Raw genomic sequence first — 17693 nt, 5'->3', positions numbered from 1 at the left:
CGGAACTATTTTCAGGAGCTTAGGATCAGAATCTGACGGGTAGTTGCTGCAGGCCTCTTATCAGCATGCTGGGGCGGTGGAGCAATGTATCTGCCGGTACTGCCAGTTGTATGGCAGGAAGTCTGCTTATCAGGGTATGGACGGCGATCTCCCCTTCGAGGCGGGCGAGGGGGGCGCCGAGGCAGAAATGTATGCCATGTCCGAAGGCGATATGCCGGTTATTTTCGCGGGAGATGTCGAAGGTATCTGGTTGGGCGAAATGGTCATGGTCACGATTGGCGGCACCTGTTATGAGCAGGATCTCTTCGCCGCGGGGGATGGTGACCTCACCGATAGTGATCTCTTCCAATGCAAAACGGATGGTGGATGTAGCTACGGAGGAGTCGTACCGTAACATTTCTTCTACTGCCTGCGGGATGAGGGATGGATGTTGCTGAAGACGTTCCAGCTGGTCCCTGTGGCGGAGTAGTGCGAGCATGCCATTGCCGATGAGGTTGACGGTCGTCTCATGTCCGGCGAGGAGGAGGAGGAATACCATGGATAGCAATTCCTGTTCAGACAGTTTGTCTCCTGCTTCTTCTACGGATAACAAGGCGCTGATAAGGTCGTTGCCCGGTTGTTGCCGGCGTTGGATAAATACCTGTCGCAGGTAGTGAATAAAACCATCCGTTGCTTCCTGTACCAGCTTGATATTATCGGCTGTCGTGTAACCATCAGTGAGTACGTTAGACCATTGGCGGAACTGGTCTTGTTCGTCGATGGGGATGCCTAACAGTTCGGCGATCACGGTGAGTGGAAGGGGGAATGCGAAGTCGTCGATGAGGTCCATGTTTCCTTTTGTGATGACTTTGTCGATCAGCTCGTCGGCGATCTGTTGGATGCGCGGTCTCAGCTGTGCGGTGTGTTTGGGCGTGAATGCTTTATTCACCAGGGCCCGTACGCGGGTATGATCGGGAGGATCCATCATGAGCATATGCTGGCTGAGCAAGGTCATATTATCTACCTGATCGAAGGGTAGCGGCTGAGGTTGTTCTCCCTGTGCTTTGCCCGGCACTTTGGTGACACGCGGATCTTTCAGTAACGCCATGACATCGTCGTAGCGGGTGACGAGCCAGATGGGGTAGTCGTTTTCCAAGGTGATACGATGAACGGGGGCTTCCTGCCGGAGTAAGGCGTAGGTAGGATAGGGGTTCTGTATGAAAGCCGGATCGAAGAAGTTGACGGATATATTTTTTTTGCCTGTTACTGGGCACTGTGTGTGTGGCATATGGTCTTATATTTTTAGGCAGGACAGCTGAGTGGCGGCTCAGCTGTCCTGGTATTTATCAGGCTACTTCGTAGCCGGAGGTTGTTTTCTTTTGTACGGTATGTTGGGTTTTATCGAGCAGGAAGTTGCCGATAGCGAGGTAGTCTATTTTAGTACGGAGGAAGGTGCGGATGGCATTTTCCGGGGTACATACGACGGGTTCCCGATCGTTGAACGAGGTATTGAGCAGGATGGGAACGCCGGTGAGTTTTTTAAACTCGGAGATCAGGCGATGGTATTTCGGGTTGGTAGTGGCCTGTACTTCCTGTATGCGGGAGGTGCCATCTACGTGGATGACGGCCGGTATCTGATCAGCTTTGCTGCTGTTGACGGGGTAGGCCATGAGCATGAACCTGGCGGCCAGGGCTTTTTTACTGATATGGAACCAATCGGCCGCATCTTCTTCGAGTATGCTGGGGCAGAAGGGGCGGTGATCTTCGCGGTGTTTTACCAGGCGATTGAGGCGTTTTACCATTTCCGGATCGCGGGGATCTGCCAGCAAGCTTCTGTTGCCCAATGCGCGCGGACCGAATTCCATTCTTCCCTGGAACCAGCCTACTACTTTTCCTTCGCTGATGAGTTGTGCGACGGTGGTTTCGATCTGTTCGCAATAAGTGAAGGGGACGTCGAGTGCCTGTAAGGTGTGGAGGATCTCTTCATCGCTGTATTCGGGTCCGAGGTAGGTATGTGGTATTTCCAGTGGCTGGTAGTATTCTCCGCCGTAGATGTTGTGATATACCAGCAGTGCGGCGCCCAGTGCTGTGCCGGCATCGTTGGCGGCCGGTTGTATATATATGTTTTTAAAAGGGCCTTCTTCGAAGATGACGCGGTTAGCGACACAGTTAAGTGCTACGCCACCAGCGAGGCAGAGGTTTTCGCTTTGTGTGAGCTGATGGAGGTGGTGTATGAGGTTGAGTAGTATGTCGGTGGTGACCTGTTGTAAGGCAGCGGCTATATCCATATGTTCCTGGAGGATGGGAGCATCGGCGGGCCTTTGTGGAAGACCGAAGAGGGCTTCCAATGTGCTATAGTCTTCGAGGCGGAAGCGGATGAAGTGGCCATCGATCTCAAAGTGGTCGTTATGATTGTGTATGAAGGTATCGAACTGTGTGCGGTATCGGGAGCTATTGCCGAAGGAGGCGAGGCTCATGATCTTGCAGGCATCGTATTCGGAGTATCCCAGGTATTTGGCGAATTTCTCCCAGAGGAATCCCAATGAGTTGGGATATATGATCTGTTTAAGAGCGGTGATGTTGTCTTTTTGTCCATGGGCGAGGAGGGCGGATTCGATTTCGCCGATGCCATCGATAGAGAGGATGGCAGCCTCGGGGAATGGGGCTGGGAAGAAGGCGGAAGCGGCATGCGCTTTGGCATGTTCTATCCAGCGGAACTGGCCTTTAAAGCCCATTTGTTGCAGGCGTTCCGGAATGGAGAGCAGTTTGTCGCAGAAAAGCTGTTCTCCGGTTTCGGTGCCCCAGTCATCGGGAGTGGTGAGGTCGTTGATCTGGGTATTATGTGCGATCCTTCTTTTGGGATCGAAAGAGAAGGCGATGATATCTATATCGCTGAGGGAAAGGCCTGCCATGTTCAGGCAGGTGTTGACTGCGAGTACGGGCAGCTCGTCCGGGTTGTCTATCCGGGCGGGTTTAGCATGTTTGATGCGATTGAGTCTTTCTTCTTCTATGGCGGCTATCAGCTGGCCATCGACCAGGAGAGCGGCGGAAGATTCGTGGTAAGCGGCGTTGATGCCAAGGATGTTGAGTGACACGGGTAAAAGGTTATGAGTGACTAATAAGATTTATCTGGCGGGTCATGGCAAAGCGCTGCCTGAGCATACCGTAAACTTTGAGGCATGCGCGATGGCCTTGACACGTAGGCGTCAAATGCGGATGTTGTGTTTAAATGGTTTTATTGTTCGTTCATCGTGTTGTATTGGTTACCATTTTGACGGCAAAAGGATAGCAGCCCGCCGGGGAAAGTGCGGGATGGTATTATCTGTCAATGTGGTACATATGGCTACGTTGGGCATATCAATAAGCTGGTCCTCTTACTGCTATGCTGCGGAGCATATGATCATGTGTTTATGTGTTATGTCTGTCTATAGGTTACGACTGGGCTCACGGAAGCCGGTGAAAGTTTACTGGTTCTAAAGTTGGTAACTATGTTGCTGCTTAAATGTTTTAGCAAAATGTTAAAAAATAAGAGGGAAACGTACTGCTGATAAATGGTGTGCGTTCATGTCGTGTTAAATTATGGGTTTACTTTGCGTGATGATCAATTATATAGTTCGTTAGGTATGCCTAACGGGGAGTTCCATGTTTCGTAGGTCTTACGGGCCTGGGTGAGGGTGATATTGCCTTTTTGACCTTTTTTATATTTGAGTACCAGCATATGCAGGTGGGTGACGCCATCTGCATGGGCGGTTGTTTTCATTTGTGTTATGCTTTCGGTTGCAATATTAAAGATGTTTTCGAATCTGTCCACGAATGTTTCATATCGGATGGGGACGTGATCGAGTATGATCTCTACTGCGGCGCCGGGCAGATATTTTTCGAGGATATCACAGAGCATAAACGGCGTGTGTTCGTTTCCGGGAGCCATTGTTACCATTTGGAAGGTGCCATCTTCCTGGAGGTATTGGCTTACATCTTTGAGGAGTGCTTCTACGAAGGAGAGGCCGTATATGCCTGCTGCTGAATTGTAGTAGTATTCCATGTTGGGCGGTGTTGGTTCAAATGGCGGGTTGGAGTAGATGAAACCAAACTTCCGGTCTGTTACTGGTGCGAAGATATCGGTGGTGTTACCATCTTTAATTTCGAGTTGATGGTCGAGGTTATTGAGCAGGACGTTATGTCCGCTGAATATTTTGGCTCTTGGGTTGATATCCAGTCCTGTGCAGTGTCTGGCGCCTTTTAGTAAGCAGAAGATGCTGAGGATGCCGGAGCCGAGTCCGATCTCCAGTATATCTTTTCCGGTGATATCTGTGAGGTCGGTGTAGTCCATGAAAAAGAGTTGTTCGGGCTGTAGGGGGATGACCTGATCTTTTTCTTTATAGTGAAAAGGATCTGTCAGAACGGGAATATGCAGTGCATAGGTGTCCCGGTTGTAGAGTTCTGGTAATGCGCCGGAGGCATCCAGGGAGTTGGTGAGTTCTCTGGAGCTGATGATTTCGTATTCCGGGGTTTGTTGTGTGCCTGATCGTTTTTCACCTACAACGAACAGCGTTTTGACTAGTGTTTCTTCCATTGTGTTATTTTTTAAGGTAACGTTCTGTTGGTTTATAGTATGGGTTGTCAGGCTATCATTGAGTGCAGGCAATAGTATGGCTGCTATCATTGATAGTATGACATATCAAGTCTTTACGTGGTGAAAAATTACAAGTGCGGCCTTTGTTGAAGAGGAAGGTATATCTTTATCACCGTTATGGCGGTATGGGCTATACACGGCGGGTTTGAGTGCCGTATAGCTGGTATACGCGCATAGGTGTGACTATGGCCTGATATCCTTACTTATTGCCAACCGTTGTTACACATGGCTATTCACAGACTAAATTTGAATTTGTCAGTGGGTAATTTTGCAATTCTTCGTTTTAATGACCAGGGTAAAAAGGGTTGAGCAAATCATTGGCAAACCGTCAAGAAGAAGATTACTTTTTTCCCCAGGTACTGCGGTGTACCAAAGTAATGTTCCCGGTATCATAGGTTTGTGTATGCTGCTACGTTATTGTTTCAAATGTGTAATCAAAATTACTCCTTTTTTCTACAATTACTAATCAAAAAATGTTTTTTACAAACATTTTTTTAATCAACATGACTATTTGTTGGATAATGTTTTGCGCAGCTCGTATGGCGGATCGGGAGGGGGTATCCGGTTGCGGGCAATCGCTACGTGTAAGGGCGGACGTTATTGCCGTTTTGATAGATGTTGTGCCATCTATTTCTTAGCTGACAACTGTTACTTATCCAGGTGTATGATACGGGAGTATGTAGTTAGCACACAAACTATTATTATAAAAAATAATTGCAACTAAGTATCATATTTGAATTCATAACACTTATATTTGCTGTATGCGTATATCTGCATATCATATAAAGCGACAGTTGCCGGCGATCTTTCTGCTGGTGGTGTTGTGTTTTGTGCAGTTAGTGAAGACGGGACATACGCATGATCATGCAGGCGCTCAGCACCGGTCGTTGTGGAGCTGGCGGCAATTGCTGGCAGGAGGTGGGGAGCTATGTGTTTCGGGCGAGGCATTTGTGCAGCGGGGGCATGCCTGTATTATTTGTGATTATGATTTGAGTAAGGACGCCGTGATTGACTATTCCTTGCCGGCGGTTGCGATATTATCCTTTTGGTTTTTACCCTATCTTTTATTTTCTTCTTCTTCTTATACCGGTGTTCATACGGTACGTAGTAACAGGGGACCTCCTGTTGCGATGATGTAATCTGCTTTACGTATTTCCATCATTATTTACTGACTATCACATTCAATTATGCTGCAAGCAATCGGGCTGTCCAAGCGATTTGGGCGGTACACGGCGTTGCACGGGCTGGACCTGGAGGTAGGAGCAGGGGAAGTGTTTTGTTTGTTAGGCCCTAACGGCGCCGGTAAAACGACGACTATCAACTGTTTTCTTGGATTTACCACTCCATCGGCCGGCAGTGCGAAGGTAAACGGGATCACGGTGCATGAGCACTTGGCGGCTGCGCGGAGGGCTATTGCATACATTCCGGAGACGGTGATGTTGTATCCTTATCTCAGCGGGCTGGAGAACCTGGCATTTTTTCATACGCTGACGGGAGCGGTAGCGAGCCGGGAGCAGTTGGAGCGGTATCTGCTGGATGCTGGTTTGCAGGCGGATGCTATTCACCGGCGGGTGCAAGGTTATTCCAAGGGGATGCGGCAGAAGGTCGGCATTGCTATTGCGACGGCGAAGCAGGCCAAGGCATTGTTGCTGGATGAGCCGACATCCGGGTTGGACCCCAGTGCCAGCAATGAATTTTCGCTGTTGCTGCAGCGGTTCAGCCGGGAAGGCCGGGCAGTATTGATGGCCACGCATGATCTGTACCGTGCGCGGGAAGTAGCCAGCCGGATCGGTATTATGAAAGAGGGGCGGTTGCTGACGGTAATGCAGGCCAGCGAGGTAGATCATTATGCGCTGGAGGAGATCTATATGGAACATATGTTAGCCGACAAATAAATCTATGTTCAAGACGATTGCTATAAAAGAATGGCGGACGGCGTGGCGTAACCGCACTATTGTGGGGGGAGCGTTATGTTTATTGCTGCTGTTGGGGATTGCCTTTGCCGGTACGCAGCGGGAGGCATCGCAGTTGCGTGTGCAACGGGCTGCTGCCACGGCGTTGTTCCGTTCGCAATGGGAGGGCATGAAAGCGGGGAATCCGCATGATGCGGCACATTTTGGTACTTATTTATTCAAGCCGTTACCGGTGTTGAGTGGTTTTGATAATGGTGTGAATGCGGTAAGCGGTTATAGTATGCGGGTGGAGGCCCATGTGCAGCATTTGCTGGCAGCGGGGCCTGTAGGGCCGGCGGATAACTACCTGCGTTTTGGCGGGTTGACGATGGCCACTGTGCTGGGATTGTTTTTTCCCTTATTCATTATACTATTTTGTTATGCTACGTATACCCAGGAGCGGGAGAGCGGGACATTAAAATTATTACTGCTACAGGGAGCCGATCAGCGGAGGTTACTGGCCGGCAAGACGGGGTTTAACCTTTTAGTATGTAATGGATTGTTACTCTTGGGTTTATTGTTATACCTGCCTTTGCTGTTTGTTGGCACCGGGTTGAGGGCAGCGGGAACAGACTATATACGAGCGGGATTGTTGGTACTGGTGTACGGTTCCTATACCAGCATACTCGTGTTATTATGTGTGTTCTTTTCTGCAAAGCTAAAACGGGGGACGCAGGTGTTGTTACTGTTACTGGCCTGCTGGCTATTTGGTAACGTACTGGCGCCCCGGGTGGCGGCAGCGGCCGGAGGGATGCTTTATCCGCTTCCTTCGAGGCAGGTATTACAACAAAAGATAGACGAAGCGGAGAAGTTTGGTATTCATGGGGATGATCCCAGGAGTAAGCGGCAGGAGCGGCTGCAACGGGAATGGTTACAGCGTTACGGGGTGAAGACCCTGGCGGCGTTGCCGGTTAACTTTGACGCTATACAAATGCAGGCTGCGGAGGATTATATGCAACGCATCTATGATGCGGAGATGGGCAAGGTGGATAGGCTGATCCGGGCGCAGAACAAGATCGCTGATCAGGTGGCTTTTCTGGACCCTTATCTGGCTCTGCGTAGTCTTTCGATGGCGATCTGCGGATCGGATTACCGGCATCACGCGTCTTTTTTCCGGGCAGCGCAGCAGTATCGTAATGATTTTATCCGTCAGCTGAATGAGCGGATGGCATATGGCGGCAGTAAGACCGGCGATTATGGCTGGAAGACGGAAGCTGCTTTCTTTAAGTCGATGCCGGTGTTCCGTTATCAGCCCCCTGTATTGACAGCGGTGTTGTGGGAGCAGCGGTATGCGATCGTTTCGCTTGTGTTGTGGTTATTATTCGGTGTGTTTTTACTCAGGAAAATCTCTGTTGATGGCATCTTATAAGCAGTTTGTGCATAGTAGCCGTTGGTTGTTGCGCTACGAGTGGCAGGGCGTATTGCGTAGTTACACGTTGCTGGTGATCCTTTCGGTGTTGTTGCTGACGGGCGGATATGCCTTGTTTTATGGGCATTCGGTAGCGATGCAGCGGATGGTGGTGATGGATAGTTTGCGGCAGGATTACCGGTCGCGATACGATCAGCTTTACGGGCAGTTATCTGCCGACACGACTACGGCACAAGGGAAGAGTGATTATGCTGCTGCTATATCGCCGGCGGTGGTGGAATACCGGTTATATCGTACTGCGCACCAGGAGGCGGCGGCATTCAGTGCCTTGTCGATAGGGGTGAGTGATATTGCCAATGCTTATTACCCGGTGCGGATCAAAGATATCTATCAGGCTGCGGAGGAAAAGATCAGCAATCCGCAGCAGTTGGTTGCCGGCAATTTCGACCTGGCTTTCCTGGTGATCTACTTGTTGCCATTGCTGGCGATCGGTTTTAGTTACCAGTTATTATCATTGGATAAGGAGCAAGGGACGCTGGCCTTGCTGACGATACAGGGAGGAGGCGTTGTGTGTGTGTTACTGTTCCGTCTATTATTGCGCTACCTATTGTTATTGGCCGGTGTGTTGTTGCTGACATTTGCCGGACTTTTGCTGGCACCTGCGGGCAGTCATTTCCGGTCGGCGGAGCTACTATTTTGGATAGGCATTACGGGTATTTACCTGGCTTTCTGGATGGCGTTGATCTGGTTTGTGATCTCGTGGAACCGGAGTTCGGCGACTAATCTGGTGGCACTGTTATTCAGCTGGTTGTTGTTGCTGGTGATCATTCCGGCGCTGGTGCATTTTTCGCTGGTACGGACGGCCACGACAGATCATACGGCGGTAAATGCGTCCCGGCAGCGGGAGATCGCCTGGGAGACCTGGGACCTGCCTCAGAAGGACTTGTTGGATAGTTTTTACCTGCGGTACCCTGTATACCGGAATCAAAGTGCTTATGACACCAGCGAGTTGAGTATGCGGAGGTCAATGGCTTATTATCAGCTGGCGGAAGACAGGATGGACCGGGTGCTGGCGGCGCAGGAAGCTACGTACCAGCAAGAGTTAGGGATGGTGATGCGGGCTTATTCGTTTAGTCCATCGGTATATGCGCAGGCATTACTGAACCGGATCGCGCAGACGGATGTATTGGATCAGTCATTTTTCCGGGAGCGGGTGCGTGTGTTCCGGGACAGCTGGAAACACTACATGTATGATTTCAATTTTAATGACCGGACATTTAAGGCGGCGGACTATGCCACATTACCGGTATATGTGCCTACTGCCGATCCAGGTCGTATTTCCATGCTATCAAAAGGGTTGCTATACTTCGGTTTGCTCAGCGCTGCATTTGCATTGGCAGGCACGATGGTGCTCCGTCGTACCCAAGGATAGTACCGATCTATAAACTTAACAACTGTATGAAAAAAAATGTCGTTATACTAAGTATTATTATTCATTTGTCTGGTTGGGTATATGCACAGCAGCGTGTACCTGACAGTCTACGTAAAATGCGGCTCAAGGAGGTGGAGGTCGCAGATCGGAAACGTCGTTTCAGAACGGATAGTGTATCGTCCCTGTTGCGCTTGGAGGGCAGTTTCCTGGAGACACCTCAGCATATTGTAAATGTGAGTAGTGCACTGATCCGGGAACAAGGAGGGTTGGTGTTACGTGATATTGTACGTAATGCCAGCGGTGTGCATATGGGATATAGTTCCAACCTATTTGATGCATCTACCACGATATTTATGAGAGGGTTCCCTGCGCCGACTTTTGTGAACGGGTTATATCAAAAGAGTTCGGTGGATGATGCCGCTATTATAGAGTCAGTGGAGTTTATCAAGGGACCGGCGGGTTTCCTGGCATCTTCCGGAGAGCCTGGGGGTAGTATCAACATCAATACAAAAGCGCCGAAGTCGCAACGTGTGAGAGAAGTAGAGATATCCGGTGGCAGCTTTAATCTGTGGCGGGGTGCTATAGACCTGGGGAGTGCGGTGAGGAATAAAGGGTTTTCTTACCGGTTAAATGCGGCGTACCAGTATCAGCAGTCGTTTCTGGATTTTATTAAGACTAATAAATTCGTGGTGGCGCCGGTATTGCAATATAATTTTAGTCCGAAGACCTATATACTAGGAGAATATAACCTGGTACGGATGAATGCGAAGGGAGGGAGTAGTACGACCAAAGTAGGTACAGATGAAGAGATACGTAATGCGAAGCTGAGCAGTAATTATGGTGGTGATCCCGGATTGCCGGATTCTTACGGGCAGACGGAATCTGCCAGGCTAATGTTCACACATGCTTTTCATCCGCAATGGAAACTGATATTACAGAGTAAATATACGAGGACTCCTATTGAGAGCTGGTACCTGATGTCTGATAACCAATCTCCTGTGAACTTTGACCCCAGCAATACTACGCGGCGGTTGCCGGTGAAAAGCTTTCAGCAGGCGGAGGTAATTGCGACGCAGGCATATGTAAAGGGTAATTTCCAGACCGGAGTTGCGGTGAAACATTACCTGTTAGCTGGTGCGGATCATAATTATACGAAGGATCTGTATGATTATAATAACGGACAGTATTCATTTGCTTTTGACCGTAATCGTCCTCAGTATGGCTTGCCCACTGACAGTGTGAAGATGTTGACAAATGTGTTTTCTTCTAATGAGATCAATAACTGGTGGTCGGTGTTTGTACATGATATGATACACCTTGGTCCACGGTGGCGGCTCAATGTAGGCGGTCGATATACTGCGACACAGCAGACGGGAGGGGAGTCAGAACAGGCATTTTCACCCCGGCTGGGCCTTACCTGGCTGATCCGTGATAATATCTCCGTGTATGCGTTGTATGATCAATCTTTTATACCGCAGCCCGGACAGGATTTCGAAAAACGTTCTTTCAAGCCGCTGAGGGGAAATGATATGGAGGTAGGTATGAAAGGGGAGTGGTGGCATAAACGGTTGACGACAAATGTTACGGTATTCCGGGTGACCAAAAACAACCTGTTGGTGTCTGATCTGACGCATCCGCGTTACCGGATACAAACGGGGCAGGCGACGAGCACAGGTGTAGAGCTGGATATCAACGGGCAGCTGACGGACAGGTGGACGGTATCTGCCAACTATGCCTATACGCATGCTGTTACGAGCAAGGATACCAAATCTAACAATGTAGGTATGTCGCTGGCGTTTATGCCGCAGCAGATAGCAAATGCCTGGATACAATACAGTCTGCCTATCAGCGATGCCGGCAGATTAAGTTTCAGCCTGGGAGAGAGTACAGTGGTGAAACCTGCTACCTATACAAAAGATGTATACCTGCCTGGTTATACGAAGTTTGATGCGGGCGTAGCTTTTGATGCAGGGAAATGGTATGTGCGGGTGATTGCTGATAATATCACCGACAAGCGTTATTTCTCTAGTGGGGATATCCTGATCGGTTCTATTTATCCTGATGTAAAGACCACTTATTATATCGATGGTAACCCATTTAATATGAGAGCATTTTTTGGTGTGAGATTATAAAAGAACAATCATTTAATGAGCATGCGGCAATAATTATTACACATCATTTATTTTGTTTACAACTGTTATGCACACAGTAATTGGTGTTGTGCTGTAATCCTTTTCCTGTAAGCCTTTGAAGGAAAAATTTGTGTAGAAAAAGTAAAGAAAAAGTGAGCTTATTTTTTTGCAACATTGTATCATTTATTATATCTTTATATGGATTGCAATCCGGGGAATGCCGAGACCCTTTAATAGTAGGCATTAATCAATTAAATACTATTTTATGAAAGAGAACAATGCAGACAAAATCAAACTGAGCCTGGACGATTTGAAAATTGAAAGCTTTGTAACCAGCATCGACAGCGAAATGAGCATGCGTCTCGCTGGTGGTCTGGCTGCCCAGTCTCACCCTACTCACACTCAGCAGACAGATGACGAACACCATTTTTGCACTACAAAAGTTTGCTAAGTATTAAGTCACGCTGGATTTGATTTAATACGGACTCAGTAACGAAATAGGGGCTGTTTCATGAAAATGAGACGGCCCCTTTTGTTTGGGGATACCGGTAGAAAGGGGGAATATGGGTTGGATATACAAATGATATAGGAGTGTTATAGGTTAATTAAGGGAGAGGTGGACGTGAGGGTTTTACTTGTTGATTTTCAGTTTGTTGCAGGCGAAAATGGGCTATATTTAATGCGTCATAAAAGCACCCTTTAGGGGGTAGATGTGCTACGGGGAATCCATTTGTTTATCATGATGCGGGTATATATACAGTTATGAGGCCGCTTTGCAATAATTCTTTCAGTTGGGAGAGGAGGGTAGAGGTAATATGCTGTTTTTGTGTAGCGGCAGGTAAGGGGATTTTGTTGAATAAGTCTTGGGGGGTAGCCGGGGTTTGGAGGTGGTTGAGTATCCAGATGGTGAAGTTGCCTGTCTGCAGGCTGCTGATGCCTGTCTCGTGGCTATAGAGTAGTGTGTAGGGGAATTCTGCTGCGGCTGCGTTAGGGAACCACCTGATATTGGCTGAGGTTACCAGTATTTGTTGCAGGAAGGCATCGTTGTTTGTGGTGAGGAGATGGGTTATCAACTGTTCATGTATTTCTTTTCTTTTCCGGTGGGAGAGCCATCCTTTGTGTTGCAGCCATAGGGTGGTGGTTTGCTTATCTGTTTCCCAGCGATGTACGGTTTCTTTGTCTTCATAAGTCGGTGTGATCTTAGCTGCTATTGTCCGGTATAGCTGGTGTATGTTGTCTGTACTGTTGATATGTGCGTGATCGAGATGTTTTTGGCGTAACAGCAGTGGGATGGTGTTGGGGAAATATCTGGTAAAGAGGCGTTGTTTGACCGCTTCTATTGTGTATTGCTCCATTTGTTGATGCGGTAGGGATGTAGTAATGATGGGATGTAGTATGGATGCTGTTCCGGCGGGGTGGATGGTGCTCAGGAGAAAATATCCTACGCCCGACAGGCCGGAGAAGAGGCCCGGGTCTGCTATGCTGTTGTTGATGTAGCTATTGTAGGTTTGTTGTTGGCGGAAATGGGCGATTGCTTTTAGGGCGATGTGTTGGGTTTGGTATTGCCAATCGGGTTGGCGGCGTATGCGGGCGGTTTCCATCATGAGGGCGGCGATGCCGCCATATCCGCTGCAGAGGGTGAAATCTCCACGTTCGCTGCCGGTGATATCCGAGAGCCCTTTTTGCAGTGCTGCGGTGGCCTGTTCGAGGTAGCTGTTATTGCCCGTCATTTCCCAGGCGTAGAGTCTGCTGAGGCCACTGCCTGCTGCGCCATGTGCCCAGGTATTGACATCGCTCATGGTGGGGTAGAAGTATTGTAGTTGCCAGCTTGCAAGTTGTGGACCCAGCTGGTCATGGATATTGCGGAGCCGTTGGGCGCCTATACGGAGGTCCATCCAGTTATTACGATCATGATCATAGTACTGCATTTCATATGCAAGTGCCTGTTCGGCCAGGTATAACAGACCTGTACTATTGAAGCAGCGGGCTGTTTGCAGGAGCGCAAAGGCGATACCTGCAACGCCATGAGAGAAGCCGGTGAGGCTGTCGTATGCATGTTTGATAGGGTCCCACTTCAGGCCGTTATCTGCGATGCGGGCTTTATCTATCAATTTGTCTGTGAGGGTGCGGATGGGCTGCAGATAGTATTCATCCGCAGTATAGGCGTAGAGGTGGGTAAAGAGGAGGAGGTTGCCGGCATTTCCGCTCAGCAGGTCATCCTGTTCTACTTTGGTATTGATGCTTTCCAGATAGTGTGCGGAGAGTGTCCTGGCTTTTTCGAGGTATTGGTGGTCATTGGTAGCCTGGTGCAGGCGCAGGCAGAGGAACAGGACGGAGGTCGCGCCGGTATAGAATGTGAAATAAGCAGGATCTTTTACCTGTGGTTGTTGTAGTAAGCGGTTGGCGGCGAGTAATGCTTTTTCGAGATAGTATTTATCGTGGTTGTATCCATATAGGGTTAGCAGGAAAAGGATGACGCCGGGGGAGCCATTAAACAGATCGAAGCTCTCTGCAGGCTGGCTGCCGGGATCAGGGGCTGGTGTCAGCCAGTATATACCCTGTTCATCCGTTGTCGCGGTAGCTATCAGGTGATGGGCTATTCTTGTTACTTCCTGTATGATCGATTGTTGTGGTGTTTGCTCCATGGATATGTTCAATGCATTTAAGGGTCAGGTAAACGATAAATGATTCTTCCTGGTTGGCGATGCCCAGCCGGTTGTTGGTCATGTGCAGGAAGCTGCCGGTGATATCTGCCAGCCGGGTATCGGAAAGCCCGGTCTGTTGGTATTGCCGGTAAATATGATGGTATTGTTGCCGGATGAGTTGGAGATTGCCTGCTGCCTGTGAACGGGATAGATCGGACCAGAGCTCCTGTGTGGTGGGCAATAATATGCCGGCGTACCGGTTAAACATCTGTTGCATATGCTGTAGTAGCAAATGTCGTTGCTGAGGGTCTTCAGTATGCGGCAGCCAGCTGTTGATGAAATGTTGGCAGCAGGATGTAATACGCGGCATGTCGTATTGTGTGGCATGCAGGAGTATGAGATGGAGTCGGATGGCGCTGACGAAGGCCTGTGATTGCCCCCAGGTGCTGCTGTGTGTGATCCAATCGAGGATGATGGCTGAGGAATGATAGAAAAGTTGTTCTGCATAAGGGAGGGTGCAGGCATTACCATACCGGTCTGTTTCCGGCAGATAGTCTCTGAAGTGTATGCGATGGGTGTTGCTGCCGGTGGCATGCAGTTGGAAGAAAGCGGCCATGTTTTCCTGCAACCTGTTTTTTACAGCCGCTTCGTGAGCGGGAGTTGTCAGTAGCCGCAGGCGGATATGTGGTCCTTCTTCTCCATAGCGAATGAAAAAGTAAGGGCATTTCATATCGAGTTGTGCGGAGAGCCCGGCCAGTAATGGCTGTACCCCCTGTCGTAGTAGCAGGTTGAGGTCTCCATCGAAAAATATATGTGCGGATAGCCAGTGTCTTTCCATCACTCAGTATTTATACCAATGTAAAAGATGTTCTGTAACGGGTAGGGAGCTGGTTGGCTGGTTAAGATCCGCGGTATGCGGTAACATTTCTTCTACGTATATCTGTTTGTCTGCTCTGGACAACAGTTTCTTCCATAACATAACCAGCAGCGGATTGTAGAAATGTATGTATTGCGGTTTATAGTCGTCGCGTTGCAGCTCATTTTTATCTGTCAGCGGGATGGTGTTATAATGTGTACGGAGTACCAGGAAGACCTGTTCGGGAATGTCGTGTGAGATTCTCCATTGATTGAGTCTCAGCAGAAAACCAGCCTCTGTTTCTTCTTTTCCCTGCGTGGGTATAATCGCTACGTCCATCAGCCAACCTTTACGGCGGATGATCACATCATCGGCATAGACAATGCGTGGCTTATACAGGATGCCTGCAGCGCCGGATGGGTGGAGGTGTAGATGTGTTTCATCCAGCATATGTACGAAACGCCGGACGGGGATATGTTGTTCGGGATTAAAGTGTGCGAGCAGCTGGTAAAAGTTGGAGCGCATATAGAAAGACTCCAGGCAGAGGTCGAATGCGTAGATCCTTTTGCCGGAGGTAAGGTGATGCAGATAGAGTGCTTTGTTGTTGTTGTCATACGCTACGACGATGTCCTGCAACTGGGCTTGTTGTGTAGCGGGATAATTATTATGGCCCCCTGGGATCCTTATTTCACAAGCTAGCAGGGGTGGGTGTATATTGGCATTGAAGCTGGAGCCATCACTTAATTCCATTAGGACGGTATCCTGGTGGAGGCGATTGTTCCATTCTCTGAACGTGTTGGTGATAGCCGGATCAAACAAGTCCAGGAATCGGCCTGCCACTTTCCCCATACCTGGCAGGAAATTATTTATCACTGCCTGCAAGCGGCATGAGTTATCTACAGATGTGGTAAATAGCTGCGCGAATACTGCTTTTGCTGCAGGGGATGCTGGTGTTGTAATCTTTGCTGAGCGCGGCTGGGGGCATATATTGACTACTGATTTACTATTGTATTGTATGTCGAGGTATTGCAGTAATAGTTGTTTGTTTTCCGGTGAGACCGATCTTCTGTTGGGCGATGCCTTTTGGGCTGTTGTTTCTTTGCTTTTCTTTTTTTCCTGCAAGTAGTAGTCGTGATAGAATGTTGTTATGGGGACGGTATCGTTGTCCTGGTAATGTTTCCGGAAGAAATTACGCATCGCGTCTCTTTCGTCCTGCAGGTCGTCCAGGCAGGCGATGGCCTGGCAGAGTTGGTCTATTTTCTCCACGAGCGGTTGCAAGCTGTTTGCTGGCAGTGTCGCGACCTCGGGAGTGGATGCATCTTCGTAAAAGATATTAGCCGGCTGAAAATACCGTGGGCTGAATACGTTCGTTTCGAAGGTGGTTGCTTCCAGCTGTTGCCGGATGAGGGCTTCTTTACCGGTCTCCTGTTGCCCGGGATCTGCTGTTGGGAAGCCTGCCTGTTGGTGTAATATGTTAAGGGTGTGATTGAGGCTGTCTGCTGCCTTTTGTAATAACGGTCTTCGTTGTACAGGCGATGCGGTGGTATATGTTTCCCTGATGGCATGTAGTTCTTCGAGGACGTTGCACAGCGGGATGACCTGCGGATGTTCTTCGCGGCATTGCCGGAGGAAGAAGATCAGGGCCAGATCCCATTCGGGGCTGATGCCGGAGCAGCCGGTGCTTGCTTCGAGGAGTCCAGCCCGTATGAGTTTGAGCAGGAATGACTTGATACTTTCCCGGTCGGCATCTGCCATGGCGTTGCCTAAAGTTGCTATCAATTCTTTTAATGTGAGCTGCGTGGCAGATTGTTCTTCCAGTGTGTGGAACAGCCACAAGGCAATGCCGGCGGCGGGCATACGCTGAAAGGCTTCTATATTGAAACAGTTGACCAGGAACTGTAAGTGATTGTCGTGCCGGATGGTGGTATTGTTGAGTCTTACCAGCAATATTTCATTGAGGGCGGGGTGATGTACCATCAGGGACTGCAGGTAGGTGAAAAGCGCATTATTAAGCCTTACGCCACTTTTAATCGTTTCCGGATGAGGGATGGTCAAAGCGGTGTCTGTGTTGTTGATCTCTGCAATACCTGTATAGGTGAACGTACTAAAAGGCGAGGTTTTGAACGCCATACGGGAGAGGTATCTTAACAAGCTGTATTCATTCTTTACTTCTTTATGTCTGAAGTTATCCGCAGGTCTTTTTCTGAAGGAGGGAAGCTGATCGAATAGTACAGGGCTGGATAACAGCAAGCCATTCTCCAACAAGGGATTGGTACTTAGTTGCTGGATTGATTGGCGGTGACGGGTTAGTTGTTCATCGAAGTGTTGTTGCCAGCTGCTTGTTAGTTGTTGTTGCTGGTGTACCAGGTCGAGGTATTCTTTTAATGCACGCTGTGTTGTATCGGGGAGTTGTGGGATGACTGTTTGTAGCAGGTGTTCGTCGGGGAGCCTGGTATTGAATACGAGTCGTTTTAGCCGTATGAGTGGTTGTCTGTCGGCGTCATTGTTTTGTGATTGGATATTATGATACAGCAGCTCGCAGGCGGCTTCTTTGCTTTGAGTGATCCGGGCGGACAGATTGGCCATTGCTGTAAGCTGTACGGGTATATCAGCCAGCAGGAGGGCCTCAAAATGCTGTTGATGTATGGTGGTATACCTGGCGAAGGCATATGGAAATATTTTTACTCTCATGCGG

The 17693-nt window shown here is 49.0% G+C and carries 12 protein-coding genes; 6 read left to right on the top strand and 6 right to left on the bottom strand.

Going from position 1 to position 17693, the window contains the following annotated elements; translation table 11 throughout:
- Window positions 1-25: 25 nt before the first annotated feature.
- The 3 genes from KTO58_RS10970 to KTO58_RS10960 form a co-directional block, all read right to left on the bottom strand.
- Window positions 26-1267: a cytochrome P450 family protein gene (locus KTO58_RS10970; protein WP_095839319.1), complete on the bottom strand. Its 1242-nt coding sequence runs from the start codon at window positions 1265-1267 to the stop codon at window positions 26-28.
- A gap of 58 nt (window positions 1268-1325) precedes the next feature.
- Complete coding sequence (locus KTO58_RS10965) at window positions 1326-3074, bottom strand: carbamoyltransferase family protein (RefSeq protein WP_095839320.1); 1749 nt, start codon at window positions 3072-3074, stop codon at window positions 1326-1328.
- Between the two features lie 506 nt (window positions 3075-3580).
- Complete coding sequence (locus tag KTO58_RS10960) at window positions 3581-4552, bottom strand: methyltransferase (protein WP_095841610.1); 972 nt, start codon at window positions 4550-4552, stop codon at window positions 3581-3583.
- Window positions 4553-5373: 821 nt separating this feature from the next.
- On the opposite strand from KTO58_RS10960, the gene KTO58_RS10955 reads away from it, so the two are divergent.
- The 6 genes from KTO58_RS10955 (at window position 5374) to KTO58_RS10930 (ending at window position 11948) form a co-directional block, all read left to right on the top strand.
- Complete coding sequence (locus KTO58_RS10955; RefSeq protein WP_095839321.1) at window positions 5374-5751, top strand: hypothetical protein; 378 nt, start codon at window positions 5374-5376, stop codon at window positions 5749-5751.
- Between the two features lie 48 nt (window positions 5752-5799).
- The gene (locus KTO58_RS10950; RefSeq protein WP_095839322.1) at window positions 5800-6507 is read left to right on the top strand and encodes an ABC transporter ATP-binding protein; all 708 of its coding nucleotides are present in this window, start codon (window positions 5800-5802) and stop codon (window positions 6505-6507) included.
- A 4-nt stretch (window positions 6508-6511) separates the two neighbouring features.
- A complete protein-coding gene (locus tag KTO58_RS10945) occupies window positions 6512-7933 on the top strand; it encodes a DUF3526 domain-containing protein (RefSeq protein WP_157753033.1) in 1422 nt (473 codons plus the stop codon).
- Window positions 7920-9365 (top strand): DUF3526 domain-containing protein, encoded by a 1446-nt coding sequence (locus KTO58_RS10940; RefSeq protein ID WP_198314940.1) that lies wholly within the window; start codon window positions 7920-7922, stop codon window positions 9363-9365. The genes KTO58_RS10945 and KTO58_RS10940 overlap by 14 nt, the downstream gene beginning before the upstream one ends.
- 26 nt (window positions 9366-9391) lie before the next feature.
- On the top strand, window positions 9392-11497 hold the full coding sequence (locus tag KTO58_RS10935) for a TonB-dependent siderophore receptor (RefSeq protein WP_095839324.1): 2106 nt from the start codon (window positions 9392-9394) through the stop codon (window positions 11495-11497).
- 265 nt (window positions 11498-11762) lie between these two features.
- Window positions 11763-11948: a pinensin family lanthipeptide gene (locus tag KTO58_RS10930; protein WP_157753034.1), complete on the top strand. Its 186-nt coding sequence runs from the start codon at window positions 11763-11765 to the stop codon at window positions 11946-11948.
- A 286-nt stretch (window positions 11949-12234) separates the two neighbouring features.
- Here KTO58_RS10930 and KTO58_RS10925 read toward each other — a convergent pair whose 3' ends face one another.
- The 3 genes from KTO58_RS10925 to KTO58_RS10915 are packed head-to-tail and all read right to left on the bottom strand — an operon-like array spanning window position 12235 to window position 17689.
- Window positions 12235-14142, bottom strand: coding sequence for a lanthionine synthetase LanC family protein (locus KTO58_RS10925; RefSeq protein WP_095839326.1), 1908 nt, complete (start codon window positions 14140-14142; stop codon window positions 12235-12237).
- Complete coding sequence (locus KTO58_RS10920; protein WP_095839327.1) at window positions 14060-14980, bottom strand: thiopeptide-type bacteriocin biosynthesis protein; 921 nt, start codon at window positions 14978-14980, stop codon at window positions 14060-14062. Before KTO58_RS10920 ends, KTO58_RS10925 begins: the two co-directional genes overlap by 83 nt.
- Window positions 14981-14983: 3 nt before the next feature.
- Window positions 14984-17689 carry a lantibiotic dehydratase gene (locus KTO58_RS10915; protein WP_095839328.1) on the bottom strand — a complete coding sequence of 902 codons (2706 nt, stop codon included), beginning with the start codon at window positions 17687-17689 and terminating at the stop codon, window positions 14984-14986.
- Window positions 17690-17693 lie beyond the last annotated feature (4 nt).

This window comes from Chitinophaga pendula (genome assembly GCF_020386615.1).
Classification (GTDB): domain Bacteria; phylum Bacteroidota; class Bacteroidia; order Chitinophagales; family Chitinophagaceae; genus Chitinophaga; species Chitinophaga pendula.
Note: the sequence above shows the minus strand (reverse complement) of the source record. Positions and strands in the feature narration are given on the sequence as shown.

What these genes read in the sequence shown, in the direction of transcription:
- KTO58_RS10970 (WP_095839319.1), bottom strand. Translation starts at nt 1,267, where the DNA reads ATGCCACACACACAGTGCCCAGTAACAGGCAAAAAAAATATATCCGTC.
- KTO58_RS10960 (WP_095841610.1), bottom strand. Translation starts at nt 4,552, where the DNA reads ATGGAAGAAACACTAGTCAAAACGCTGTTCGTTGTAGGTGAAAAACGA.
- KTO58_RS10955 (WP_095839321.1), top strand. Translation starts at nt 5,374, where the DNA reads ATGCGTATATCTGCATATCATATAAAGCGACAGTTGCCGGCGATCTTT.
- KTO58_RS10950 (WP_095839322.1), top strand. Translation starts at nt 5,800, where the DNA reads ATGCTGCAAGCAATCGGGCTGTCCAAGCGATTTGGGCGGTACACGGCG.
- KTO58_RS10945 (WP_157753033.1), top strand. Translation starts at nt 6,512, where the DNA reads ATGTTCAAGACGATTGCTATAAAAGAATGGCGGACGGCGTGGCGTAAC.
- KTO58_RS10940 (WP_198314940.1), top strand. Translation starts at nt 7,920, where the DNA reads ATGGCATCTTATAAGCAGTTTGTGCATAGTAGCCGTTGGTTGTTGCGC.
- KTO58_RS10935 (WP_095839324.1), top strand. Translation starts at nt 9,392, where the DNA reads ATGAAAAAAAATGTCGTTATACTAAGTATTATTATTCATTTGTCTGGT.
- KTO58_RS10930 (WP_157753034.1), top strand. Translation starts at nt 11,763, where the DNA reads ATGAAAGAGAACAATGCAGACAAAATCAAACTGAGCCTGGACGATTTG.
- KTO58_RS10925 (WP_095839326.1), bottom strand. Translation starts at nt 14,142, where the DNA reads ATGGAGCAAACACCACAACAATCGATCATACAGGAAGTAACAAGAATA.
- KTO58_RS10920 (WP_095839327.1), bottom strand. Translation starts at nt 14,980, where the DNA reads ATGGAAAGACACTGGCTATCCGCACATATATTTTTCGATGGAGACCTC.
- KTO58_RS10915 (WP_095839328.1), bottom strand. Translation starts at nt 17,689, where the DNA reads ATGAGAGTAAAAATATTTCCATATGCCTTCGCCAGGTATACCACCATA.